The organism is Aeromonas sp. ASNIH1 (genome assembly GCF_002934285.1).
Classification (GTDB): domain Bacteria; phylum Pseudomonadota; class Gammaproteobacteria; order Enterobacterales; family Aeromonadaceae; genus Aeromonas; species Aeromonas caviae.
In genome coordinates this window covers 4,516,956-4,541,329 of record NZ_CP026228.1, presented here as the reverse complement: position 1 = coordinate 4,541,329, position 24,374 = coordinate 4,516,956, and the positions used below count along the sequence as shown (strand labels likewise).

The 24,374-nt window shown below is 62.7% G+C and carries 19 protein-coding genes, 1 other RNA gene and 2 pseudogenes; 17 read left to right on the top strand and 5 right to left on the bottom strand.

Annotated features, from left to right (window positions below; all coding sequences use genetic code 11):
- Positions 1-5: 5 nt before the first annotated feature.
- Complete coding sequence (locus tag C2U37_RS21945) at positions 6-1,328, bottom strand: Na+/H+ antiporter family protein (protein WP_104453050.1); 1,323 nt, start codon at positions 1,326-1,328, stop codon at positions 6-8.
- Between the two features lie 226 nt (positions 1,329-1,554).
- Positions 1,555-2,217: a ribonuclease T gene (gene rnt, locus C2U37_RS21940; RefSeq protein WP_010675098.1), complete on the bottom strand. Its 663-nt coding sequence runs from the start codon at positions 2,215-2,217 to the stop codon at positions 1,555-1,557.
- A 145-nt stretch (positions 2,218-2,362) separates the two neighbouring features.
- Between rnt and C2U37_RS21935 the strand changes: the two genes are divergently transcribed.
- Together C2U37_RS21935 and C2U37_RS21930 are read left to right on the top strand one after the other, a co-directional pair.
- Positions 2,363-4,336, top strand: a complete 1,974-nt coding sequence (locus tag C2U37_RS21935) for a methyl-accepting chemotaxis protein (RefSeq protein WP_199770481.1) — start codon at positions 2,363-2,365, stop codon at positions 4,334-4,336.
- A 68-nt stretch (positions 4,337-4,404) separates the two neighbouring features.
- Positions 4,405-5,280: a flagellar protein MotY gene (locus C2U37_RS21930; protein WP_181023085.1), complete on the top strand. Its 876-nt coding sequence runs from the start codon at positions 4,405-4,407 to the stop codon at positions 5,278-5,280.
- A gap of 100 nt (positions 5,281-5,380) precedes the next feature.
- On the opposite strand, the gene suhB is transcribed toward C2U37_RS21930, so the two are convergent.
- Positions 5,381-6,184 carry an inositol-1-monophosphatase gene (suhB, locus tag C2U37_RS21925; protein WP_039038754.1) on the bottom strand — a complete coding sequence of 268 codons (804 nt, stop codon included), beginning with the start codon at positions 6,182-6,184 and terminating at the stop codon, positions 5,381-5,383.
- A 200-nt stretch (positions 6,185-6,384) separates the two neighbouring features.
- Between suhB and C2U37_RS21920 the strand changes: the two genes are divergently transcribed.
- The 8 genes from C2U37_RS21920 (at position 6,385) to emrD (ending at position 14,650) form a co-directional block, all read left to right on the top strand.
- Positions 6,385-6,840, top strand: coding sequence for a hypothetical protein (locus tag C2U37_RS21920; protein WP_103858437.1), 456 nt, complete (start codon positions 6,385-6,387; stop codon positions 6,838-6,840).
- 120 nt (positions 6,841-6,960) lie between these two features.
- Positions 6,961-7,569, top strand: a complete 609-nt coding sequence (locus C2U37_RS21915; protein WP_041213036.1) for a glutathione S-transferase family protein — start codon at positions 6,961-6,963, stop codon at positions 7,567-7,569.
- 31 nt (positions 7,570-7,600) lie between these two features.
- Complete coding sequence (locus C2U37_RS21910) at positions 7,601-8,263, top strand: glutathione S-transferase family protein (protein WP_103858435.1); 663 nt, start codon at positions 7,601-7,603, stop codon at positions 8,261-8,263.
- Between the two features lie 195 nt (positions 8,264-8,458).
- Positions 8,459-9,985 (top strand): ABC transporter substrate-binding protein, encoded by a 1,527-nt coding sequence (locus tag C2U37_RS21905; RefSeq protein WP_104453049.1) that lies wholly within the window; start codon positions 8,459-8,461, stop codon positions 9,983-9,985.
- Positions 9,982-10,944 carry an ABC transporter permease gene (locus tag C2U37_RS21900; protein WP_104453048.1) on the top strand — a complete coding sequence of 321 codons (963 nt, stop codon included), beginning with the start codon at positions 9,982-9,984 and terminating at the stop codon, positions 10,942-10,944. Before C2U37_RS21905 ends, C2U37_RS21900 begins: the two co-directional genes overlap by 4 nt.
- A gap of 2 nt (positions 10,945-10,946) precedes the next feature.
- Positions 10,947-11,753, top strand: coding sequence for an ABC transporter permease (locus C2U37_RS21895; protein ID WP_010675089.1), 807 nt, complete (start codon positions 10,947-10,949; stop codon positions 11,751-11,753).
- Positions 11,750-13,180 carry an ABC transporter ATP-binding protein gene (locus tag C2U37_RS21890; protein WP_104453047.1) on the top strand — a complete coding sequence of 477 codons (1,431 nt, stop codon included), beginning with the start codon at positions 11,750-11,752 and terminating at the stop codon, positions 13,178-13,180. The genes C2U37_RS21895 and C2U37_RS21890 overlap by 4 nt, the downstream gene beginning before the upstream one ends.
- Before the next feature lie 270 nt (positions 13,181-13,450).
- Positions 13,451-14,650 (top strand): multidrug efflux MFS transporter EmrD, encoded by a 1,200-nt coding sequence (gene emrD / locus C2U37_RS21885; protein ID WP_010675087.1) that lies wholly within the window; start codon positions 13,451-13,453, stop codon positions 14,648-14,650.
- 133 nt (positions 14,651-14,783) lie between these two features.
- Here the strand turns inward: emrD and ssrS are convergent.
- Both ssrS and zapA read right to left on the bottom strand, forming a co-directional pair.
- Positions 14,784-14,966, bottom strand: a non-coding RNA gene (gene ssrS / locus C2U37_RS21880) — 6S RNA.
- 16 nt (positions 14,967-14,982) lie between these two features.
- Complete coding sequence (zapA, locus tag C2U37_RS21875) at positions 14,983-15,315, bottom strand: cell division protein ZapA (RefSeq protein WP_158656301.1); 333 nt, start codon at positions 15,313-15,315, stop codon at positions 14,983-14,985.
- Positions 15,316-15,488: 173 nt separating this feature from the next.
- Between zapA and C2U37_RS21870 the strand changes: the two genes are divergently transcribed.
- The 7 genes and pseudogenes from C2U37_RS21870 to C2U37_RS21840 all read left to right on the top strand — a co-directional run.
- Positions 15,489-16,058: a UPF0149 family protein gene (locus C2U37_RS21870; RefSeq protein ID WP_042864005.1), complete on the top strand. Its 570-nt coding sequence runs from the start codon at positions 15,489-15,491 to the stop codon at positions 16,056-16,058.
- A 187-nt stretch (positions 16,059-16,245) separates the two neighbouring features.
- Complete coding sequence (gene ubiH, locus C2U37_RS21865) at positions 16,246-17,469, top strand: 2-octaprenyl-6-methoxyphenyl hydroxylase (protein WP_104453045.1); 1,224 nt, start codon at positions 16,246-16,248, stop codon at positions 17,467-17,469.
- Between the two features lie 100 nt (positions 17,470-17,569).
- Positions 17,570-18,789: pseudogene (locus C2U37_RS21860) on the top strand (FAD-dependent 2-octaprenylphenol hydroxylase).
- 381 nt (positions 18,790-19,170) lie between these two features.
- Positions 19,171-20,268 (top strand): glycine cleavage system aminomethyltransferase GcvT, encoded by a 1,098-nt coding sequence (gene gcvT, locus C2U37_RS21855; RefSeq protein ID WP_010675082.1) that lies wholly within the window; start codon positions 19,171-19,173, stop codon positions 20,266-20,268.
- Positions 20,269-20,344: 76 nt separating this feature from the next.
- Complete coding sequence (gcvH, locus tag C2U37_RS21850; RefSeq protein WP_010675081.1) at positions 20,345-20,734, top strand: glycine cleavage system protein GcvH; 390 nt, start codon at positions 20,345-20,347, stop codon at positions 20,732-20,734.
- Between the two features lie 232 nt (positions 20,735-20,966).
- Entirely contained in the window at positions 20,967-23,843 is a 2,877-nt protein-coding gene (gene gcvP, locus C2U37_RS21845; protein WP_042864002.1) for an aminomethyl-transferring glycine dehydrogenase, read from the top strand.
- Positions 23,844-24,085: 242 nt separating this feature from the next.
- Positions 24,086-24,347, top strand: a pseudogene (locus tag C2U37_RS21840) (transposase); the annotation flags it as partial.
- Between the last annotated feature and the right edge of the window lie 27 nt (positions 24,348-24,374).

Here is a 24,374-nt window from a genome sequence, read left to right as displayed (position 1 = left end):
TGGTCTCAGAGCACCATGGCGGCAATCCAGCCGAAGATCACCAGGGGGATGTTGTAGTGGATGAAGGTTGGCACCACGCTGTCCCAGATGTGGTCGTGCTGACCGTCGGCATTGAGGCCCGATGTGGGGCCGAGCGTCGAGTCGGAGGCGGGGGAGCCCGCGTCCCCCAGCGCGCCCGCGGTGCCCACCAGGGCGATGGTCGCCATGGGCGAGAAGCCGAGGTGGATGCACAGGGGCACATAGATGGTGGCGATGATGGGCACGGTGGAGAAGGAGGAGCCGATCCCCATGGTGATGAGCAGGCCCACCAGCAGCATCAGGAAGGCCGTCAGTCCCTTGTGACCTGCCATCATGCTGGAGACGGACTGCACCAGACTCTCCACCCCGTGGGTCTCCTTCATGACGGCGGCGAAGCCTGCGGCCGAGATCATGATAAAGCCGATGAGGGACATCATGCGCACACCCTGGGTGAAGGCATCCTGGCTCTCGCGGAATTTGATGACGCCGCCGCAGGTGAAGATGATGAAGCCTGCGAGCGCCCCCAGCACGATGCTGTTGGTCATCAGTTGCAGACCGAGTGCCACGGCGATGGCCAGCAGGGCGACCCAGATGTGGTTGAGATTGAGCTCGACCGTCTCGGGTTCGGCGGCCAGGATCTTCTCCAGATCATACTGACGCGGCTTGCGGTAGCTGAAGAAGACGGCGATGAGCAGGCCGAGGAACATGCCGAATACCGGGATGGCCATCGCCAGGGGCAACTGGCTGAATTCCACCGGTACGCCGTTGTCGACGAGATTCTTGGCCAGGATGTTGTTCAGGAAGATGCCGCCAAAGCCCACCGGCAGCAGCATGTAGGTAGCGGTCAGGCCGAAGGTGATGACGCAGGCCACCTGACGGCGGTCGATCTGCATCTGGGCCATGACATGCAGCAGCGGCGGGATCAGGATGGGAATGAAGGCGATGTGCACCGGGATCAGGTTCTGGGAGGAGATGGAGACCGCGAGCACCGAGGTGAGCAGCAGGCTCTTGACCCAGAGAATGCGGGTGCTGCTGGCATCCTTGCCGAGCTGGTTGATGACCTTGCGGGCCAGCAGATCGGTGATGCCGGAGCGGGAGATGGCTACCGCGAAAGCCCCCAGCATGGCGTAGGAGAGGGCGATTTCTGCACCGCCGCCCAGGCCGCCGGTGAAGGTGCTGAGGGTCTGCTCGAGGGAGAGTCCGCCGAGCAGGCCACCCACGATGGCACCGATGGCGAGGGAGACCACCACATTGATCCGCAGCAGGCTGAGCACCAGCATCAGCGCCACCGCGATAACAACAGGATTCATTTGATTTCCTTATGGATTGTGTTGCTGTCAGTCGTGTGAAAGCCAGCTAGTTTGCGAAAAACAGGCTAAATGTCGAGAAAAAAATCGGCAGATCCCGGCCAAGGGACGCATCTTCTGCTGGCGGTGAACGGGAACCGGGAAAATGGCCCTTCTTCGTTGCCCAGACAGGTCCCCTCATGCAGACAGGCTGCCATGGGCAGCCTGTCTGGGCAGGGGCTGGGAGTGTTCAGCCCTCGTCTTCGGTGTCCGTCGTTTCATCCGGGTTGGCCAGAGGCCAGCCTCCCAGGCTCTTCCAGCGATTGACGATGTGGCAGAAGAGCTCTGTGGTGCGCTCGGTGTCGTAGAGGGCCGAGTGGGCCTCTTTGTTGTCAAAGGGAATATTGGCGCTCTGACAGGCCTTGGCCAGCACCGTCTGCCCCAGGGCAAGACCCGAGAGGGCGGCGGTGTCGAAGGTGGCGAAGGGGTGGAACGGATTGCGCTTGAGGCCGGCCCGCTCGGCGGCGGCCATCACGAAGCCGTGGTCGAAGGTGGCGTTGTGGGCCACTATGATGGCGCGACCACAATCCTGCTCCTTCATGCCCTTGCGCACCCCCTTGAAGATCTCGGTGAGTGCTTCCTTCTCGTCCACCGCGCCCCGCAGCGGGTTGAAGGGGTCGATGCCGGTGAACTCCAGCGCCGCTTTCTCCAGATTGGCGCCCTCAAAAGGCTGGACATGAAAATGGAAGATCTGGTCAGGGACGAGCCAGCCCTGCTCATCCATCTTGAGGGTGTGGGCGGCTATTTCCAGCAGGGCATCGGTCTTGGCATTGAATCCGGCGGTTTCAACATCGATGACGACGGGGTAAAAGCCGCGAAAACGGCCCTTGAGGGTGTGAACGGCGTCGGTCATGGTATCTCGGTCGGCGTGAAAGGAGGCGGCATTATGGCAAAAAAGCGTGCCCTTGTCCCTTATCTGCCGCCATGGGACGGCAAGAGGGCCATTTTGAAACACCTGTGCTTATAATGGGCGACGTCAACCATGGAGGGAGAGGACGATGAAGAAGCTGGGATTGGCACACAAGATGATGTTGGTGGTCTGTCTGCCGCTGTTGGCCCTGCTGTTTTTCTCCGGCCGGTACGTCTATGAACGTTATCGGGTCGAACAGGAGATGAGCGGCGCCCTGGTCGCGCTGGCGGTGGTGAAGGAGGCGGCGCAGCTGGCCCATGAGCTGCAACGGGAGCGCGGCATGTCGGCCGGCTTCCTCGGCTCTGGCGGCAGCAAGTTTCGCGATGCGCTGCCTGCCCAGCGCAAGGTGGTGGACAGCCTGTTGCAGCGTTTTCATCAGGATCCTGCCTTGCTGGCGCTGACCGAGGTGCAGCAAGGAGTGGCGGGACTCACCGCCATGCGTGAGCGGGTCAGCGCCCTGGGGGTCGAGGTGGCGGAACAGGTCGGCTTCTATACCCGCCTCGTGACCGCCTTGCTGGCGGTAGTGGACAAGATAAGTGTCGACAGCATGGATGCCACCATCGCCCTGCAGACCAATGCCTACGCTGCCTTCCTGCAGAGCAAGGAGCGTGCGGGGCTGGAGCGGGCGACGCTCAGCAACGTCTTTGGCCGTGACAGCTTCACGCCTGCGCTGTTGCAGCAGTTCATTTCCCTGCTGGCGGCCCAGAACACCTATCTCGAACGTTTCCAGGCGGTGGCGAGTCCAGCCCAGCGTCAGTTGCTGAACGACAGCCTCGCCTCACCCGTGGTGGCCAAGGTGGCCGCCATGGAGAAACTGGCCCTGGACAAGGCGGCAAGCGGCGGTTTTGGTGTCGATGCGGAGGCCTGGTTTGCCTTGAGTACCGACAAGATAGGCCTGCTCAAGGAGATAGAAGACAGCCTCTATCAGCAGCTCTTCGAGCGGGTTGAACAGATGCGGGTCGGGAGTGCCAGTGACTTCTGGTGGGGGGCGGTTGGCGTGTTGCTGTGCATCGTCCTGACCACCTTCGTCTGCTGGCGGGTAGTGCGGGATCTGCATCTGGGCTTTATGGCCCTGCACCAGACCTTCAAGCGCCTGGTGCAGGAGAACGACCTGACCGTGCGGGTCGACTGGCGATCCGGGGATGAGCTGGGGGCCCTGGCGCGGGATCTGAACCATTTCCTCGGGCACCTGGAGAGTTTGCTGCTGGCTGTGCGCCACTCCTGTGACGTGCTGATACGCAGCGCCGCCAGCTCGGCCGAGGTCATTGCCGAGGTAAATGCCGGCGTAGTCAGGGGATGCGGGCAGGTGGATCTGGTGGCGACTGCCGCCACCGAGATGGCATCGACTGTCGCGGAGATTGCCCGCAACGCAACCCAGACCTCCCAGGCGACTCAGCAGGCCATCGGCCGGGCGAAGCAGGGTGACAAGGAGGTGGATCAGACCATCCACACCATCCAGCAGGTGGCGGGCACGCTGGTGGATACCCAGCACCTGGTGGACAGCCTGCATCGGGATACCGAGTCGGTGGGGGAGGCCTTGAGCCTCATCAAGCAGATCTCGGACAGAACCAACCTGCTGGCCCTCAATGCCGCCATCGAGGCGGCCCGTGCCGGTGAATCCGGGCGCGGCTTTGCAGTGGTGGCCGACGAGGTGAGATCGCTTGCCTCCCGTACCCAGCAGGCGGCGGATGACATAGAGCGGATGCTGGGCCGCTTGCGCCAGGGGGCCAACGAGGCGGTGGCTGCAATGCACACGGGCACCGAACAGGCCGGCCTTAGCGTGACGGAGGCCAAACGGGCGGGGAGCGAGCTGACCGACATCGTCAACGAGGTGCGCAAGGTGAGCGACATGACGGCCCAGGTGGCCACCGCCACCGAGGAGCAGCGTTACGTGACCGACGACATCCAGCAAAACGTGATGACCATCCGTGACGTGTATGAGGCCCATCGCCAGCACTCCCATACCCTGCAACAACACAGTGCCGAACTGGATGCCCTGGCCCGGGATCTGGCGGGACGCATCGCCAGCTTCAAGCTGATGGCCCCTTCTTCCCCCCACTGAGCGTTTTGACCTAAAGCTTGTCCTGCCGCTGCCGATAGATAATTCGAGATAGTGTGGAGGACAAGCCGTTGAATGCTTGGGTGTTGGGGTTGATCAGCATATCAGTGAGTATGCAGTTGCAGGCGGGCGTGACCGAATTTGGCGCCGGTCTGGATCAATCCGTCTGGCGCCTGACCTCTGATACCCAGGTGGAGTGCAGGCTGGAGCATCCTATTCCCCGCTGGGGAACCGGGGCCTTTGTCAGCCGGGCCGGGCGCAAGATCAATCTGGATTTCGAGCTCAAGGGGCAGCGACCCCAGGCGCGTACCCAGACAGTGAGCCTCGGGATCATGCCCCCCAGCTGGCGTCCCGGGGTGGCCGGGCGACAGATCAGCCAGTTGCAGTTCTATCAGCAGTTTGACGGCCTGGTGGCGGGGCAGACCGCCTGGACCATGCTGGACGAGCTGGAAGGAGGACGTATGCCGACTTTCCAGTATCGCGACTGGTATCGTCAGGACAGGCCGGTGCGGGTATCGCTCTCGTCGATCAATTTCAGGGTCAAGTACCAGGCGTTCATGGACTGCCTGAGTGGCTTGCTGCCCTACAGCTTCAACGACATCGCCTTCAGCGTGCTCTCCTATGACAAGAACAGCGATCAGTTGTCACCGGCCTCCAAGCGGCGGCTGGCGATGATCGGTGACTATGTGAAGGCAGACAAGAGCATCGATGTGGTGGTGATCGACGCCTACAGCGACAGCTATGGCGGCCGCTGGCCAAACCAGAAGCTCTCCGAGAAGCGGGCGGATGCCATCAAGCAGGTGTTTGTGGATCTCGGCATCGAGGAGGGCAAGATCTCGGTGGAAGGGCACGGTGAGAAACATCACGTGGCCTCCAACGAAACGGACGCTGGCCGAGCCAAGAACCGCCGGGTGGTGATCAACATGGGACGCAACGGCACTATCTGATCCTGTTGAGTCATCGAGAGGGGCGGGATTTTCGCTGAAGTCAGGAATAAAAAATGCCAGTCGGCGAACCGACTGGCATTTTTTTCACGGGTATCCGGGATTACTTGGCCAGGGATTCCGGCAGGTTTTCGCGGATCTTGCCGAGCATCTCTTTCAGCACGCGGGGGTTGGCCACCACGATGTTGCCGGAGTTTTCGTAGTTGTGACCACCGACGAAGTCGGTGACGATGGCGCCGGCTTCTTTGGCCAGCAGCTCACCGGCGGCGGTGTCCCAGGGTTTCAGGCCGATTTCCCAGAAACCGTCGACGCGGCCAGCGGCAACATAGGCGAGATCCAGCGCGGCGGAGCCAGCACGACGGATATCGGCACACTCGATGAACATGCTCTGGAACATCTTCAGATAGGGTTCGATGTGGTGCTTCTGCTTGAACGGGAACCCGGTGGCCAGGATAGTGCCGGAGAGCTCTTTGGCCTTGCCGACACGGATGCGGTAGCCGTTCAGTTGGGCGCCGCTGCCGCGGGTGGCAGTGAACAGCTCGTCACGGATGGGATCGTAGACAACGGCTTGTTCGGTCTTGCCCTTGACGCGCAGAGCGATGGAAACGGCAAAGTGCGGAATGCCCTTGACCAGGTTGGTCGTGCCATCCAGTGGGTCGATGATCCATTGGTAGTCCGGATTGGTACCGGCAATCTCGCCAGACTCTTCAGCAACGATGCTGTGTTCCGGGTAAGATTTTTTGATGGTGTGAATGATGGCCGCTTCGGCGTCACGGTCAACGTTGGTCACGAAGTCATTGCTGCCTTTCTGGATAACCTCGATGTTCTCGGGTTGAGAAAAGGCTTTTACTACTACTTGACCGGCGTTGCGCGCAGCGCGCACGGCGATATTCAGCATCGGATGCATAGGTTCACCACTGGATGTTAAAGAACGGGGGATAAAAGGACGCGACATCTTACCAAGATATTCGGGAATAGCAACTGCTATGCCCTCATTCGGTCAGGGTGGTGACTGACAGATCTGACGGCTCCAATAAAGACCTGTAATCAACTAGTCTTATCGCGACAGCCGGATAACAGGCTGTGGTGAGCATAGGGATATGAGCCATGAATCTGTCATTAATCAGTCAGAAACCGTCGTCGCCGACGACTCTGGGTGTGTTGGCCGCACTGCGTGCCGCCAGCGAAGAGAGCGATTATGTCACCGAGGTCCGGGTGGCACAGCCCCAGCAGTGGCAACCGTCGAAGGATGAAGCGGCGATCCTGCTGCTGGAAGAAGAGGGCGCTGCCTGGCCTGTTCCGCTCTGGCCAGCAGGAGGCAGTGCACTGGGATTGCCGGTGCTTCCCCTGTTGGTGCATCGACAGTATGAACATCCTCCACAGGGGCCGGATGTCCGGGATCCGCATTTTTATTTCGTCTCCAACGGTATTCTGCTGGATGAGGCCGAACTGGCGGATCCTGCCTGCAGCCTGGTGCTGCAAAGCAAGTTTGAATCCTATTTCCCGCTGCTTTCCCGTCTTATTTTGCTGCGCCAGCGCCAACCAGGGGTACTGAGCAGCTAATCATCTCACCCTCGATGCGGGCTGTTCAAGCGGCACAATATTTGTCATAACTGACCGACATTGTGCCGCTTTGCTATGGCCTGTGCAGCGGCTCACCGTGTGTTCGTCGACGGAGGTGACATGAAGGTTTATGAGCTGAGACGAGCCCCCAATGCCCGTCGGGTCAGAATGTTTCTGGCGGAGAAGGGGATCGAGATGGAATATCAGCAGGTCGATCTGGGGGCGGGGGAAAACCTGGCGCCCGCTTTTTTGACCAAGAACCCGGCCGGGCGCATTCCTGTGCTGGAACTCGATGACGGAACCTGTCTGAGTGAAACCCTGGCCATCTGTCGCTATTTTGAAGAGCTTCACCCCGAACCGAACCTGTTTGGCAGCACCGCGCTGGAGCGCGCCACCATAGAGATGTGGAGTCGCTTCATCGAGTTCAACCTCTGGCTGCCGACCGGTATGGCGTTTCGTCATATCACCGGTTTTTACAAAGACCGGGAGCGGGTCTTCCCCGAATGGGGGGAGGAGTGCAAGCAACAGGCTCAGATCTGGTTTGACAAGCTTGATGCCCGTCTTGCCGAGGTGCCCTATATTGCGGGGGAGCGCTTCACCATCGCCGACATTCTTGCCCTCTGTACCATTGATTTTGGCAAGGTGGTCGGCCTGCGTATCACCCCCGAACAGCCCCGTTTGCAGGACTGGCATGACCGGGTGAGTGCCCGGTCCAGCGCCCAGGCCTGATCCTTTCCCCTGAACGTTCAAGGAGTCGAAGATGATAGAGTTGTACACTGCCGCCACGCCCAACGGGTTCAAGGTGTCGATCGCCCTCGAAGAGCTGGGGCTGCCCTACAAGGTCATTCCCCTTGATTTCGCGACCATGGAGCAGAAGAAGCCCGAGTTCCTGGCCATCAACCCCAATGGCCGCATCCCGGCCATCGTCGATCGGGACAATGGTGACTTCGCGGTGTTCGAGTCCGGCGCCATCCTTATCTATCTGGCGGAAAAAACCGGCAAGTTGCTGCCGCAGGATCCCAAGCGCCGCTCCCAGGCCATCCAGTGGCTGATGTTCCAGATGGGGGGCGTCGGTCCCATGATGGGGCAGGCCAACGTCTTCTATCGCTATTTCCCCGAGAAGATCCCGGCCGCCATCGAGCGTTACCAGAAGGAGGGGCGACGCCTGTTCGAGGTGCTCGATGGCCATCTGGCACACCATGAGTATCTTGCGGACGAGTACAGCATCGCCGACATCGCTACCTGGCCCTGGGTGCGCATCCACGACTGGAGTGGTATCTCCATCGAGGGGTTGGTGCATTTGCAGACATGGATGGCACGCATGGAAGCCAGGCCCGCCTGCCAGAAGGGCATCACCATTCCACCGCGCAATGAGAGCCCCGAGGATCAGGTCAAGCGGGCGCAGCAGATGGTGACTCGCTGACGCCATCATGATGGCCCTGACGGGCCATCTTTTTTATTCCCTTTTGACTCCCCGTTGTTTGACGATCTGCATCGCAGTCGCTTTTTGTCTTTCAAATAAGCCATTTATCAAAAATCAAAAGTCATTCTTCCTGATTAATTGTTATGTTATAACTCCACTTCTTTGGTTGATGAACATGAAGCTTGGATGGAAAGGATGACAAAAAAATGCACCGCAGCCGGGTGGTTCGCCCTGGCTCTGATGGCAGGAACGACTGCAGCCGACGGCAAACCGCTTGCCATGGTGGGGCCCTGGGAGATCCACAGTGTCGACCCCGCCAGCAACGGGGTCTTCTTTACTCGCATGCAGGTGGCGGAGACCCTGGTAGATGTCGATGGGAAAGGCAATCTGCAACCCGGGCTTGCCAGTGAGTGGTCGCGTAGCGATGACGGTCTGCAGTGGCGATTCACGTTGCGCCCCGGGGCCCGGTTTCACGATGACAGCGAGGTGAGCGCCGAGCAGGCCGCTTTTGCCCTGCAACAGGCCTGGCGCAAGCCCGGCGTGATGACCAGCGCTCCCATTGCGTCCATCGAGGCTGGCGATGGCGTCTTGAAGGTCACCCTGAGCGAACCCTTCGCCTCCCTGCCGGCCGTGCTGGCCCACCCCAGCACCCAGATCCTGGCGAAGGCCGCCTACGATGCCAAGGGGGAGGTAACCCAGGTGATAGGCTCTGGCCCCTACCGCATCACCCGCCTGCAACAACCCCAGCGGATAGAGACTGTGCGTTTCGACGCCTGGCAGGGGGCCAGGCCCGCAATCGAGGAGGTCAGCTACCTGACGGTGGGGCGTGCAGAGAGCCGCACCCTGATGGCCGAGAGCGGTCAGGCCGATATTGCCTGGGGGCTGGATCCGGTCAGCATCCGCCGCTTGCAGCAGGCGTCACGGGTCTCCATCGCCTCGGTCACCCTGCCACGAACCATCCAGCTCAAGCTCAATGGCGCCGACCCTCGTCTGAGCGATCCGGTGGTGCGCCGTGCCCTGAGTCTCGCCATCGATCGTCGTGGTATGGCAGCCGCCCTGCTGCGGGATCCCGAGATGGCGGCAACCCAGCTCTTTCCTCCCACTCTGGGGGAGTGGCACCAGCTCGGGTTGACGCCGCTTGCCTATGACGTCAAGGCGGCCCGGGCGGCCTTCGCGGCGGCAGGCTGGCAGCCGGGGGAGGACGGTGTGCTGCGCAAGGGGGAAGAGCGCTTCGCCCTGACCCTGCGTACCTTCCCTGACCGTCCGGAGCTGCCGCTCCTTGCCACGGCACTGCAGGCGCAGTGGAAGGCGGTAGGGGTGGAGCTCAAGGTGGCGGTGGGCAACTCGAGCGAGATCCCGGCGGGCCATCAGGACGGCTCCCTCCAGCTTGGTCTCTACGCCCGCAATTATGCCCTGGTACCGGATCCCCTGGTTACCTTGCTGGGGGACTTGGCCCCTGCCGGTGCGGACTGGGGGGTGATGAACTGGCACTCCCCAGCTATGACGCAAACACTGACCCGCCTTGCCACGCAAGCCTTGTCGCCCACAGACGCCGCCGCGGCTCGCCGGGAGATAGCCACGACACTGCAACAGGAGTTGCCGCTCCTGCCCATCGCCTGGTACCGCCAGAGCGCGGCGGTCAGTCGGGGGCTGGAGGGGTTTGAACTCGATCCCCAGGAGCGCAGCTATGGCCTGGACAAGTTGACATGGAGCGCACGATGACAGCGACACCCTTGTCTCGCGTCATGGGGATACTGGGTCAGCGTCTGGTGCAGGCGCTGGTGGTTGCCCTGCTGGTGGCCGGACTCTGTTTTCTGATGGTGCAGTCCCTGCCCGGAGACATCGCCTTTCGCATCGCGGCGGGTCGTTATGGCTATGACTATGTCACCGTCGAGGCGGCCAACGCGGTGCGCAGCGAGCTGGGGCTGGCCGGCTCGGCCCTTGCCCGTTTTGGCGACTGGCTGTGGGCCTTGCTGCAAGGGGATCTCGGCAGCTCCCTGGTGACGGGCGCACCGGTCGCCACCGACGTGGGTCATCACCTGGGCGCCACCCTGATGCTCGCGAGCGCCTCCGTGGTGCTGGCGCTGATGGTGGCGCTGCCGCTTGGCAGCCTGAGTGCGCTGCGCCCGGGGGGATGGTGTGATCGCCTGACCCTGGGCTGGAGCGTGCTGATGCGTGCGTTGCCCCCCTTCTTGCTCGGCCTGGTGCTCATGGTGATGCTCTCGGTGGAGCTGGGCTGGGTCAGTGCGGCAGGGCACGGGGAGGGGAGCAACCTGCTGCTGCCCGCCCTGACCCTGGGATTGGGGCTCTCCGGCGTGCTCTCCCGGGTGGTGCGTGAAAGCGTGCTCACCGTGGTGCAGTCCGGTTATTACCGATTTGCCCTCACCAAGGGGCTTTCGCCGGCCCGGGTTTTCTGGCGCCACGGTCTGCGCAACACCGGGGTCAGCATCATCGCCTACACCAGCGTGCAGCTGGTGCTGCTCATCGAGGGGGTCGTGGTGGTCGAGAGCCTGTTTGCCTGGCCCGGGATCGGCCATGCGCTGGTGCACGCCATCTTCTGGCGCGACATCCCCATGGTTCAGGGGACAGTGCTGGTGCTGGCGGTGCTCTTCGTGCTGCTCAATACCCTCACCGATCTGCTTTGTCTTGCCATTGACCCCCGTGGTCCCAAGGAGTCCTGATCATGTCGTTGTCTGTCAAAACGGGGCTGGGTCTGCTCCTGCTGGTGGTGCTGTTTGCCCTGCTGGGCCCCGTGCTCTGGCCCGATCCGGCGGCTCAGGATCTGGCACAGTTTCTGGCTGATCCCTCCTGGCAGGAGCCCCTCGGGCGGGATCAGATGGGGCGCAGCCTGATGGCGCGCCTCGCGGCGGCGACCCGGCTCTCCCTGCTGTTGGGACTGCTGTGCGTCATCACGGCGGCGCTGCTGGGCTCATTGCTGGGCTGGCTTTCGGCCTGGCGCGGCGGCTGGGTCGACGGTCTGTTGCGCAGCCTGGCCGACGGCGTGCTGGCCCTGCCAGGCCTGTTGCTGGTGCTGCTCTTCTCCGCCATGGCCCAGGGTGGCTTTGCCATCCTCTATCTCGGGTTGGCCATGGCCCAGTGGGTGGAGTATTACCGGGTGGTGCGTGCCCGCAGCCGGGGGCTGCTCGCCTCGCCCCAGGTGGAGGCGTCCCGTCTGCTGGGATTCGGCCATGCCCATGTGGTGCGGCGCCATCTCTGGCCCGAGCTCGCCCCCCAGTTGCTCACCATGATGGCCTTCGGCCTAGCGGGTGCCATTCTAACCCTCTCTACCCTGGGCTTTGTCGGCGTCGGCATTCAGCCGCCAACGCCCGAGCTGGGGCTGATGATGACGGAGGCGCTGCCCCACTATCAGGAGGCTCCCCGTCTGCTGCTGGCCCCCATTCTTGTCATGGGGCTGATGTTGCTGGCCCTGGTGCTGCTTCATCAGACGCGCGGCCTTGACATGCCATCTTCACAAGGAGCCACCTCATGACGGCCATTCATATCAAGGGGTTGCAGGTCGATGATGGCCAGAAAACCCTGCTGCAGGCGCTGGATTTCACCATTCATCCCGGCACCGCCCTTACCCTGATCGGGGAGAGCGGTTCGGGCAAATCCCTGTTGGCTCATGCCCTGATGGGGACCTTGCCAACCCCTCTGACAGGCCGGGGCGAGATGGTGTCGGGTGGCCGCCATCACAACCTGGCCGACACGCCTCGCCTGCGCACTCTCTGGGGGCGGGAGCTGGCGATGTTGCCCCAGGAGCCGGTGCTGGCGCTGGATCCCACCATGGGGTTGCTTGCCCAGGTGGAGGAGGGGTGGCTGCCAGGGGGCAAGGAGGCCCGATCGCGGGCCCGCGCCGCCCTCGAGCGGCTTGGACTGGCCGGGCGGGAGGGCGCCTTTGTACACCAGCTCTCGGGAGGCATGGCCCAGCGTGCGGCCTTTGCCGCCGCCACCCTGGGGGAGGCCCGTCTGCTGGTGGCCGACGAGCCCACCAAGGGGCTCGACAGCCGGGCCGCAGCCAGGCTGGGTGCCTTGTTGCTGGGCTACCTGGCCCGTGGACGCCATCTGCTGACCATCACCCATGATCTCTCCCTGGCTCGCGCATTGGGGGGCTGGGTGCTGGTGGTCAAGGGAGGAGAGATCGTGGAGCAGGGGCCCGCCGAGCGTGTGCTGCACACGCCATCCCATGCCTATACCCGGGCCCTGCTGGCGGCGGAGCCCTCCGCCTGGCCCGAGGCGGCTGTCCCTCCCACCGGAGACTGGCTCATCCGCGGAAAGGGGCTTGCCATGGGATATGGGGATCAACCCCTGTTCACGGGGCTGGACCTTGCCCTGGCGCAAGGGGAGCGAATGGCCATCATGGCGCCGAGCGGCGCGGGCAAGAGCACCCTCGGCAACGTGCTGCTGGGTCTGCAACGCCCCCTGCAAGGGGAGGTGCTGCGCCGGGAAGGGATAGCCCCCTGCCGCTGGCAGAAGCTCTATCAGGATCCGGTGCAGGCCTTTGCCAGCCGGGTGCGCCTCGCCACCCAGTTCGATGATGTGCTGCGTCTGCACAGGCTGCCTCGCCATCGGCTTGTCGACTATCTGGCCCGGTTGGGGCTGGATGAACGGCTGCTGACGCGCCTGCCAAACCAGGTCTCGGGAGGGGAGCTGCAGCGGCTGTCGCTTATCCGGGCCCTGCTGCTGCGCCCCGTGCTGCTGTTCGCCGATGAGCCCACGTCCCGGCTCGACCCCCTGAGCCAGCAACAGACCATCGCCTGTCTGCTGGAGGAACTGGGAGAGATTGGCTGCGCCCTGCTGCTGGTGACCCATGACGAGGGGCTGGCCGGCAAGGTTGCCCCTCGTTGTCTGAGACTGGGGGAGGCGGGTAACCCCATGTTCGAAGGCGCGTCGGCGGAGGTGAGAAGAGTGGGGTAAAGAGGGGACAGAATGAATCCTTTTCCCATGATGAGATGACAGTGACGGGGCCTTGGGCCCCGTCGCATTAGAAAAACTTGGGTAAGCAGATTATAAAGTTTCGTTCGTTTTTTGTGATATGAATCACTAAGATTGTCGCAAGCCAGAGAGCGTCCTGCTGCTGGCGGATGCGGGTCCTCTGCCTTGTTCCTCTTCAACGACCTTTGTCAGACACCTCCTGCAGATCCCTGCCCGGAGGGTGGCGGCTTTTTGATTTTTTTCGGACGAGATATGTATCGGCACAGCTTCTATCCCCTGTTTTTCCTGACCATTCTGATGGTCGCCGTGGGTCAGATGACCCAGACCCTCTATGTGCCCTCCATTCCCATGATGGCGGGGGACTTCCATGTGGCCTCCGGCCAGCTGCAGGCGGTGATGGCCTGCTACCTCATTCCCTACGGCCTCTCCCAGTTCGTTTATGGCCCCTTGTCGGATCGCATCGGTCGTCGCCCTGTGCTCATCATCGGCATGATGATCTTCCTGGTCGGTACCCTCACCATCCAGCTGATCCCGAGCTTCACCGCCTTGCTGGCGGGCAGCCTGATCCAGGGGCTGGGCACCGGGGCAGGGGGCGCCATGAGCCGGACCGTGATGCGCGACCGTTACAGTGGCGCCGAGCTCAACCGTGCCAACAGCCTGGTGAGCATGGGGGTCATCTTCTCCCCTCTGCTGGCACCTGTGCTGGGCGGCTGGCTCACCGAGCTGTTCAACTGGCGTGCCGGCTACTGGTTCCTGTTCGGTTTTGGTGCCCTGACCACCCTGGCACTGCTGGCCTGGTTTGGGGAGACGCTGCCAGCATCCGCCCGCCAGCATTCGCTGCGGGTGGGCGCCGCCTATCGTCATGTGCTCGGCAACCCGCGCTTTCAAGGCAACCTGCTCTGTCTGATGGCCACCTTTGCCGGCCTCGCGGTGTTCGAGGCGGCGGCCGGGGTGTTGCTGGGGGACGTGCTCAAGCTGAGTGCCCGCACCGTCAGCGTGCTGTTCGTGCTGCCGCTGCCCGGTTATCTGTTCGGCGCCTGGCTCTCCGCCAGACTGAGTTTTCGCCTGAGCCAGGGCAAGCTGATGCGCCTTGGCATCGCCTTCCTGGCCCTGGGGTCGCTCATCATCCTGGTACCCGGGCTGCTCGGCATGGTGAGCGCTGCCTCCCTGGTGGGCGGGGCTGCGGTCTACTTCATTGGCAGCGGCATCCTCTATCCGACCGCCACCTCCTGTGCCATCGAGCCCTTCCCGGGCCAGGCGGGCACCGCGGGAGCCGTGCTCGGGGGCATGCAGAATCTGGGGGCTGGCGTGGTAACCCTGCTGGCCGCCAGCTTCCCGATGACGGGGCAGGTGACCCTGGGGGCCATCATGACGGTGATGGTGCTGATCGTGGCCTTGAGCTTTGTGTGGCTGCGCCACAACGGCGCGCCCCACGAGCAGATGGCCGTCTGACACGGCCAAGAGCCCGCCCCGTTGGCGGGCTTTTTACTGCCTCCTGCCGGGTGGCGAGACGCCGCAGGGGAGTGGAAGGGGGTTGCCGCGCAGGCAAAGAAAAAGCCCGTCATGATGACGGGCTTTTTTGGGTAGGTACCCCGGAGATGCCGTTGCCGGTTTGGGCCCTTGAACCGTCGGTTCAAGGCGGAGATCTAATCTGGCCGCAGGCTTCTCGGTCGGGCCGAGCATGCTCAATAGCCAGAAGGCAGACCCCCTGTTTGGTATGAATATCGGCTCGGGGACTTGAACCGGCTGACAAACACTCCAGGGAATTTCAAAACTCGGTGCGATTAGGGCCGTTGCGCCTCTTCGCTGGATTCACCGTATTGTCCGTGCTCGATCAAGGCGGCTTCGATGGTGCGTTGCAGCATCTTGATCCGCTTGTCCATGGTCTCAGAGTATTGGTGGTTTTTCTCTTTTTCAAGGCAGAGCTCGTGACAGAAATTGAGCGCTGCCATGACGGCCAGCTGTTCGTTGCTGGAGACCTTGGAACGTTGACGAAGCTCGATGAGCTTGTCGGTCAGCTGGTCGGCGGCCTGGCGCAGGGCATCTTGTTGTCCCAAGGGACAGGACACCTTGTAGGGACGTCCCAGAATGACGATTTCTACGGCCTCTATGCTCATGCCTTCCTCAATACGGCGGGGCTGATTTCCGCCTTTATCCACGTGGACAACTGGGCGGGACTATATAGCGCAGATGCAGAAGTTTCAAGGCCTTGCTGGCTCTGGCAGGGGGAGAATGCTAGGATCTCGGCCATAAATTCTGCATATTTGCCTGAACTTTGAGCGGATCCTAGATGAGCAAAACAAACCCCCTGAAATACGCCGCCGTGGCGGACCTGATGGCACAGCACGACCTCATGGCGACGGCCGTCGAGGCCCATGGTGTGATCTGCGGCCTGGTGTGCGGTGGCGTGGCCCTGGACGACAAAAGCTGGCAGCCCCATTTCAATGATCTGATCAACGACGGTTTCGGTCTGCCGGCACCGGTGCGCCAGGTGATGACCGACCTCTATCACGAGGTGATCGAGAGCCTGATGGCACAAAAGGGCGTCGAGCTGCTGCTGCCAAGCGACGAGGCGCCGCTCGATGAGCGCATCGACTCGCTGGTGGACTGGTCCCAGGCCTTCCTGGCCGGCTTTGGCGTGGTCCAACAGGAGCTCTCCAAGGCATCCGAAGAGCTGCAGGAGATGATTCAGGACATCGCCAGCATCACCCAGGTCTCTGCCGAGTTCGATCAGGAAGATGAAGAGAACGAAGCCTCCTTCCTGGTGCTCTACGAACACGTGCGCCTCGGAGTCATGATGGCGTTCGAGGAGTTTGGCAAGCGCCCGGCCGCGCCGAGCACGCCGCCGACCCTGCACTGATCTGCCCGCCCAGCGGGTCAATGAAAGAGCGCATCACGGCGCTCTTTCTGTTTTACAAGGGGTGAGAGCAGGGGAGGTACTCTGCTAACCCATGGTGCCAAAGCGGTTTTTTGCCCGTGGCTTCGCATCCCGTCCGCCACCTTTGTGGTAGGATTGGCCCACGTTTTTTCGCCTATGCCCTCTTCTCATGTCTCAAACTGATCTGGTTCACGTCGACGTGGCTATCGTCGGCGGTGGTATGAGCGGTGCCGTGCTGGCACTCTCCCTTGCCGCCCTGAAAGGACAGGATGGTGCCCTCCTGCAGATCCTGCTGCTGGAGGCGAGTGCGCCCGAGCTCAATGCTCATCCCGGTTTCGATGCCCGTGCCATCGCGCTTTCCGCCGGTACCTGCGAGGCGCTGGCCCGTCACGGCCTCTGGCCGCACCTGGCGCCCCGCTGCTCCCCCATCACCCATATCCATGTGTCGGATCGGGGCCACTGCGGCCAGACCCGGCTGTCGGCGGCGGAGTATGGCCTGCCCGCCCTCGGTCAGGTGATCGAGCTGTCGGCGGCGGGCATCGTGCTGCAAGAGGCGATCGCCGCCTGCCCGCAGATCCGTATGTTGTGCCCGGCCAGGCTTGAGGCCATTGACCCCGACGAGGGGGGAGTGACGCTCGCCCTGGAGGGGGGCGCGCGCTACCGCACCCGGCTGCTGGTGGCGGCCGACGGGGGCCACTCCTTCGTGCGCCAGCATTTCAAGATGCCGGTCAGTCGCCACGATTATGGTCAGAGCGCCATCATCGCCACCGTCAAGACCGCCGAGGATCCCGCCGGACGGGCCTTCGAGCGCTTCACCGACGGAGGGCCGCTGGCCCTGCTGCCCATGCAGGACGGCCTATCCTCCCTGGTGTGGAGCGTCCCGCGGGACGAGGCACAGGCCCTGATGGCGCTGGATGATGCCGCCTTTCTCGCCCGTCTGCAGCAGGCCTTTGGCTGGCGACTCGGGCGCTTCGTGCGCACAGGGGCGCGCAACCTCTACCCCCTGGTGCTGACGGTGGCCGACTATCCCCTGGCCCAGCGTACCGTGCTGGTGGGCAACGCCGCTCACCTGCTGCATCCCATCGCCGGTCAGGGGTTCAACCTCGGCATGCGGGATCTGGACGTGCTGACCCGGACCCTGGCCCGTGCGCTCGCGGCGGGGGAAGACATCGGCGGCTTTGAGGTGCTAAGCGGCTACTGGCAGCAGCGGCGGGACGATCAGGCCCAGACCGTCTGGCTCACGTCCTCCCTGGCCCAGCTCTTCTCAAACCATCACGCTCCCCTGGTGGTGGGCCGCAATCTGGCGCTCTCCCTGATGGGCAGAGTGCCCTGGCTCAAGGCACCGCTCGCCTCCCGCACCCTGGGATTCGTGGACGAGGTGTGCGGCCAATAAGCGCTGTCGCCCCGGCGGCAAAGACGATTTCGAGCAAGAGGCACGCCTGTGGGCGTCGCCTCGCAGATCCTGGCGACTCGCCCGGAAAGGACACAAGAGAATGCAGATGCAAGATGTGGATGTGGTGATCGTGGGGGGGGCATGGTGGGCCTGGGGCTCGCTGCCGCCCTCAAGAACCGGGCGATCAAGGTGGCCATCGTGGAAGGCCGGCTGCCCGATGCAACGCTCGGTGAGACGCCGGACAACAGGGTCAGTGCCCTGAGCCTCGCGAGTCAGCACATCCTGCAAGGGGTCGGCGCCTGGGACGGCATAGTGGCGCGCCGCCTGCAGCCCTACGAGAAGATGCAGGTGTGGGAGCAGGACAGTTTCGGCCACATCGATTTCGATGCTGCCAGCCTGCGTCAGGGGGCCCTTGGCCACATCGTCGAGAACCGGGTGATCCAGCTTGCGCTGCTGGACGCCATCGCGGGGGCCAGCAATATCCAGATGCTGACCCCGGCCCGGGCCACCAGCCTGCAGTGCGGGCCAGCGGGCGCCCTGCTGCTGCTGGAAGATGGCCAGGCCCTCTCGGCCAAGCTGGTGGTGGCCGCCGACGGCGCCCACTCCTGGGTGCGCCGTCAGGCAGATATTCCCCTCACCAGCTGGGATTACGGTCATCACGCCCTGGTGGCGACGGTGCGTTGTGCCGAACCCCATGAGGCGGTGGCGCGCCAGATCTTCACCCCCCAGGGGCCGCTCGCCTTCCTGCCCCTGTGGCAGCCCGACCTCTGCTCCATCGTGTGGTCTGTGCCCGCGGCCCGCGCCGAGGCGCTCTGCGCCCTGGATGACGACGGCTTCAACCGCCAGCTCACCGCCGCCTTTGATGGGCGCCTCGGGCTGTGCAAGGTGGAGGGGGCTCGCAGCGCCATTCCGCTGACCGCCCGCTACGCCCGCGACTTTGCCCGCGAGCGGCTGGTGCTGGTGGGGGATGCGGCCCACACCATCCACCCGCTGGCGGGGCAGGGGGTGAATCTGGGCTTGCTGGATGCCGCCGCCCTGGCGGAGCAGATCCTCATTCATCACGGCAAGGGCGCGGACATCGGCCTGCTCGCCAACCTGCGGGGCTATGAGCGCTGGCGCAAGAGCGAGGCGGCGCGCATGCTGGCGGCCATGGAGGGGCTCAAGCGACTGTTTGCGGGCAGCAACCCCCTCAAGAAGCTGGTGCGCGGGGTGGGGCTTCGCGCCGTCGACGGTCTTGGTCCCCTCAAGCAGGGCATGATCCGGGCCGCCATGGGGCTGGATGGGGAGCTGCCCACCCTGGCCAAAGGTGAAAAAATCTAATATTACCCCGGGGTTTTAACAAAAAAACTAATCTGACAGGGCGAGATGCCCCTTCGGGGTGTCAGCCTTTAATGTTGGCGAGAAGCGAAACGTTTTTCTGTAAATTGTGACGGGACGGTAAAAATCAACATTAAATCCCGCAGTGGCGCGGTTTTGGCTGTTTTTATCACTGTTTTTGCCTTAGTGTCTGGTGTCAGTGAGTTGGGTGAGGATTAGTTTTTTTTGAGCGGTGCCCCGGCACGCTTGTCATATAATCCGCTCCGTTCAAGGAATCACTCCTGCCCGCCCGGGCGGGAACGAGCACAGAGCTTGTGGTCCGTAGTTCCCGACGAGCCGGGGCGGATTGCGAGTGTTGTCGCGAACGCTTAAGGAAACACAGCGATGATCCAGACTACTGTATTGCATCCGAAACACCTGGAAGCGGGTGCCAAGATGGTGGACTTCCACGGTTGGGAGATGCCCATCAACTACGGTTCCCAGTTGGAAGAGCACCATGTGGTGCGCACCGATGCAGGCATGTTCGATGTCTCCCACATGACCATCGTCGATTTGACCGGCGAGCGGGTCAAAGCCTTCCTGCAACACCTGCTGGCCAACGACGTGGCCAAACTCACCGTCCCCGGCAAGGCCCTCTACAGCGGCATGCTCAATCCGGAAGGCGGCGTCATCGATGACCTCATCACCTACTTCCTGACCGATACCTTCTACCGCCTGGTGGTGAACTCCGCCACCCGCGAGAAGGATCTGGCCTGGATCCGCCATCACGCCATCGACTTTGCCGTGAGCGTGACCGAGCGCCCCGAGCTTGCCATGATCGCGGTGCAGGGCCCCCACGCCAAGGCCAAGGCGGCCAAGGTGTTCACCCCCGAGCAGAATGCGGCGGTCGAGGGCATGAAGCCCTTCTTCGGTGTGCAGGCCGGGGATCTCTTCATCGCCACCACCGGCTACACCGGCGAAGATGGCTACGAGATCGTGGTCCCCCAAGAGAAGGCGTGCGATCTGTGGCAGGCCCTGCTGGACAACGGCGTGGCCCCTTGTGGCCTGGGTGCCCGTGATACCCTGCGCCTGGAAGCGGGCATGAACCTCTACGGTCAGGACATGGACGAGTCAATCTCTCCGCTTGCCGCCAACATGGCCTGGACCCTGGCCTGGGAGCCTGCCTCCCGCCAATTCATCGGCCGCGCCGCCCTGGAAGCCCAGAAGGCCGCCGGCAACCAGCCCAAGCTGGTGGGTCTGGTGATGGAAGAAAAGGGCGTGCTGCGTGCCGGCATGCCGGTCACCTTCACCAGCGAGAGCGGCGAAACACGGGAAGGGGTGATCACCTCCGGCTCCTTCTCGCCCACCCTGGGTTACAGCATTGCCCTGGCGCGGGTGCCCCGCGATATCGGCGAACAGGCCCAGGTGGAGATCCGCAAGAAGCAGGTCACCGTGAAAGTCACCAAGCCGGCCTTCGTGCGCAACGGCCAGCCGTTGGTGTAATCATTGATTGCGGTGAGGGTTGACCTTCGCCGCCCCATTTTTGTTGAAGCGATCCAAGAGCATAAAGGAAGCACAAATGAGCCATATCCCGAGCGAACTGAAATATGCCACCTCCCACGAGTGGGTCCGTGTTGAAGCCAACGGCGAAGCCGTGGTCGGCATCACCGAGCACGCCCAGGATCTGCTGGGGGACATGGTGTTCGTCGATCTGCCGGAAGTGGGCAAGCAGGTGAGCGCCGGTGAAGATTGCGCCGTGGCGGAGTCCGTCAAGGCTGCCTCCGACATCTACAGCCCGGTGAGCGGCGAGATCCTGGCCGTCAACGAAGAGCTGGAAGGCAGCCCCGAGCTGGTCAACTCCGACCCCTACGGCGCCGGCTGGCTGTTCCGCATCAAGCTGGACGACGCGGGCGAGCTCGCCAACCTGCTGGATGCCGAAGGCTACCAGAACGTGGTGGACGAAGAGTAATGCCCCCGGGCCCTGCCAACACAGCAGGGCCCACTTGTATGACTGCCATCCTGCGGCCATGGCGGTTGCAGGATGGGCGCAGCCTTTGCGCCTTCGGGATGCCCTTGCCGCATTCCCCGTCTGCCCGCGGCGGACACAGAACATGAGTGGAGCCGGTATCGACCGGCTACAGGAACATCAGGTCTTGGTTATCAGGATGTCATGCCAGGACCTATTACCAGGAAATAGGGAAATGACCCAGTCACTGTTTGAACTCGAGCAAAAAACCGATTTCATCCGCCGTCATATCGGCCCGGGTGAGGAAGAACTGCGGGCCCTGCTCGCCACCGTGGGTGCCGAGAGCCTGGACGATCTGATTGAGCAGACGGTCCCCGCCGCCATCCGTCGTCCGGGGCCGCTTGGTATCGGCGCCCCCATGACCGAAGTGGAGGCCCTGGCCAAGCTCAAGGGCTATGCGGCCAAGAACCAGATCGCCAAGAGCTACATCGGCATGGGCTACCACGACACCCACGTGCCCCACGTCATCCTGCGCAACGTGCTGGAAAACCCGGGCTGGTACACCGCCTACACCCCCTATCAGCCCGAGCTGGCCCAGGGCCGTCTCGAAGCCCTGCTCAACTTCCAGCAGCTCACCCTGGATCTCACCGGCATGGATCTGGCGAGCGCCTCCCTGCTCGATGAAGCCACCGCCGCCGCCGAAGCCATGGCGCTGGCCAAGCGCATGGCCAAATCCAAATCCAACCTCTTCTTCGTGGCCGACGACGTTCACCCCCAGGTGATCGACGTGGTCAAGGAGCGCGCGGTCCACTTCGGTTTCGATGTGGTGGTCGGCCCTGCGAGCGAGGCCGTGAGCGAAGAGGTGTTCGGTGCCATGTTCCAGTACCCGGGCACCACCGGCAATGTGACCGATCTGCGTTCCCTCATTGCCGCCGTCCAGGCCCAGAAGGGGCTGGCCTGCGTCGGGACCGACATGCTCTCCCTGCTGCTGCTCAAATCCCCGGGTGAACTGGGTGCCGACGTGGTGTTCGGCAGTGCCCAGCGCTTCGGTGTGCCCATGGGTTACGGTGGCCCCCACGCCGCCTTCTTCGCCACCCGCGATGCCTACAAGCGCTCCATGCCGGGTCGCATCATCGGCGTTTCCAAGGATGCCCGTGGCAAGAGCGCCCTGCGCATGGCCATGCAGACCCGCGAGCAGCACATCCGCCGCGAGAAGGCCAACTCCAACATCTGTACCGCCCAGGTGCTGCTGGCCAACATGGCGAGCTTCTACGCCGTCTACCACGGGCCGGTGGGGCTGAAAACCATCGCCTCCCGCGTGCACCGTCTGACCACCATCCTGGCGCTCGGCCTCACCGCCAAGGGCGTGGCCCTCAAGCACGGAAGCTGGTTCGATACCCTCACAGTACTGACGTCGGACAAGGCTGCACTCATTGCCAAGGCCGAAGGGCTCGGCATCAACCTGCGTGCGGATCTCGATGGTGCAGTCGGTGTGTCCCTCTCTGAAACCACCACCCGAGGCGATGTAGCCGAGCTGTTCGACCTGTTCCTTGGGGCGGGTCACGGCCTCGATGTGGAGGCCCTCGACCAGGCCGCCCAGACTCATCACGCCATTCCGCAGGATCTGCTGCGCACCGACGCCGTGCTGACCCACGAGGTATTCAACAAGTACCACTCCGAGACCGAGATGCTGCGCTACATCCACCGTCTCGAAGCGAAAGATCTGGCCCTGAACTACGCCATGATTTCTCTCGGCTCCTGCACCATGAAGCTCAACGCCACCGCCGAGATGATCCCGGTGACCTGGCCTGAATTCGGCAAGCTGCACCCCTTCGCGCCGCTCAAGCAGACCCAGGGCTACCAGCTGCTGCTGGCAGATCTGGAAGACTGGCTGGTGAAGGTGACAGGCTACGATGCGGTCTGCATGCAGCCCAACTCCGGCGCTCAGGGCGAATACGCGGGCCTCTTGGCCATCAAGAAGTACCACGAGTCTCGCGGCGAGGGGCATCGCGATGTCTGCCTCATCCCGGCCTCTGCCCACGGCACCAACCCGGCCTCCGCCCAGATGGCGGGCCTCAAGGTCATCGTCACCGCCTGTGACAAGGCAGGCAACGTGGATCTGGACGACCTGCGCGCCAAGGCCGCCGAGGTCGGAGACCAGCTCTCCTGCCTGATGGTGACCTACCCCTCCACCCACGGGGTGTACGAGGAGACCATCAAGGAGGTGTGCGACATCGTTCACCAGTATGGTGGTCAGGTGTACCTCGACGGCGCCAACATGAACGCGCAGGTCGGGCTGACGGCACCAGGCTTTATCGGCGCGGACGTCTCTCACCTCAACCTGCACAAGACCTTCGCCATTCCTCATGGCGGTGGCGGTCCGGGCATGGGCCCCATCGGTGTGAAGAAACACCTGGCACCGTTTGTAGCCGGTCACGCCGTGGTCAAGACCGACAAGGAGAGCCGTGACAACGGCGCCGTGTCTGCCGCCCCGTTCGGTTCGGCCAGCATTTTGCCCATCAGCTGGATGTACATCGCCATGCTGGGGGACGAGGGGCTCAAGAAATCCACCCAGGTCGCCATCCTCAACGCCAACTACCTGGCCAAGAAGCTCGGCGAGTCCTTCCCCGTGCTCTATACAGGTCGCAACGGCCGGGTGGCCCACGAGTGCATCCTGGACATCCGCCCGCTCAAAGAAGCCAGTGGCATCAGCGAGATGGACGTGGCCAAGCGCCTGATGGACTACGGCTTCCACGCGCCGACCATGAGCTTCCCGGTAGCGGGCACCCTGATGGTCGAGCCGACCGAATCCGAATCCAAGCGCGAGCTGGATCGCTTCGTGGAAGCCATGACCGCCATCCGCGCCGAGATTGCCCGGGTGCAGGACGGCCACTGGAGTCTCGCCGACAACCCCCTGGTCCATGCGCCGCACACCCAGGACGACGTGATGGATGCAGAGTGGAACCGTGGCTACAGCCGCGCCGAGGCGGTCTTCCCGTCCGACGCGGTGCGCGCCAGCAAGCTGTGGCCGTCGGTCAACCGCATCGACGACGTCTATGGCGATCGCAATCTGTTCTGCTCCTGCGTGCCGACCGAGGATTACGCCAAGTAATCGCGGCGCCTGATCACGGCCATTTAAGTTGGAAACCGTGACATTGAAGTTGGAAACCGACCATTCAAGTTGGAAACTCAAAGGCCCTGCAACAGCAGGGCCTTTTTATTATTCCGTGGACTGAGAGTCATTAAATTATAAAAATGATCGCATTTTGATCTTTCAGCCGTGTTGGGGAAGGTGCGAACAAGTCTCTGGTGTGAGACTATCAGTCTCACTTGGTATCAGGGATGAGGTTCAGCATGGTCCAACAGTTTACTTTCGCGGATAGCAAGTTCAATGGTAAACGCCGCAAAACCCGCAAAGAGACATTCCTAGCCCGCATGGACGCTTTGCTCCCATGGGCCAGAATGCTCAGTGTCATTGAACCGGTCTACCCGAAAGCTGACAACGGCAGCCGTTCCTATCCACTCGACACCATGCTACGAATTCACTACATGCAGCAGTGGAATAACCATCTGCGATGGCGCCATGGAATATGAGCTCTACGAGATTACTTCTCTGTGCGGTAGATGGGCATACAGATGACCG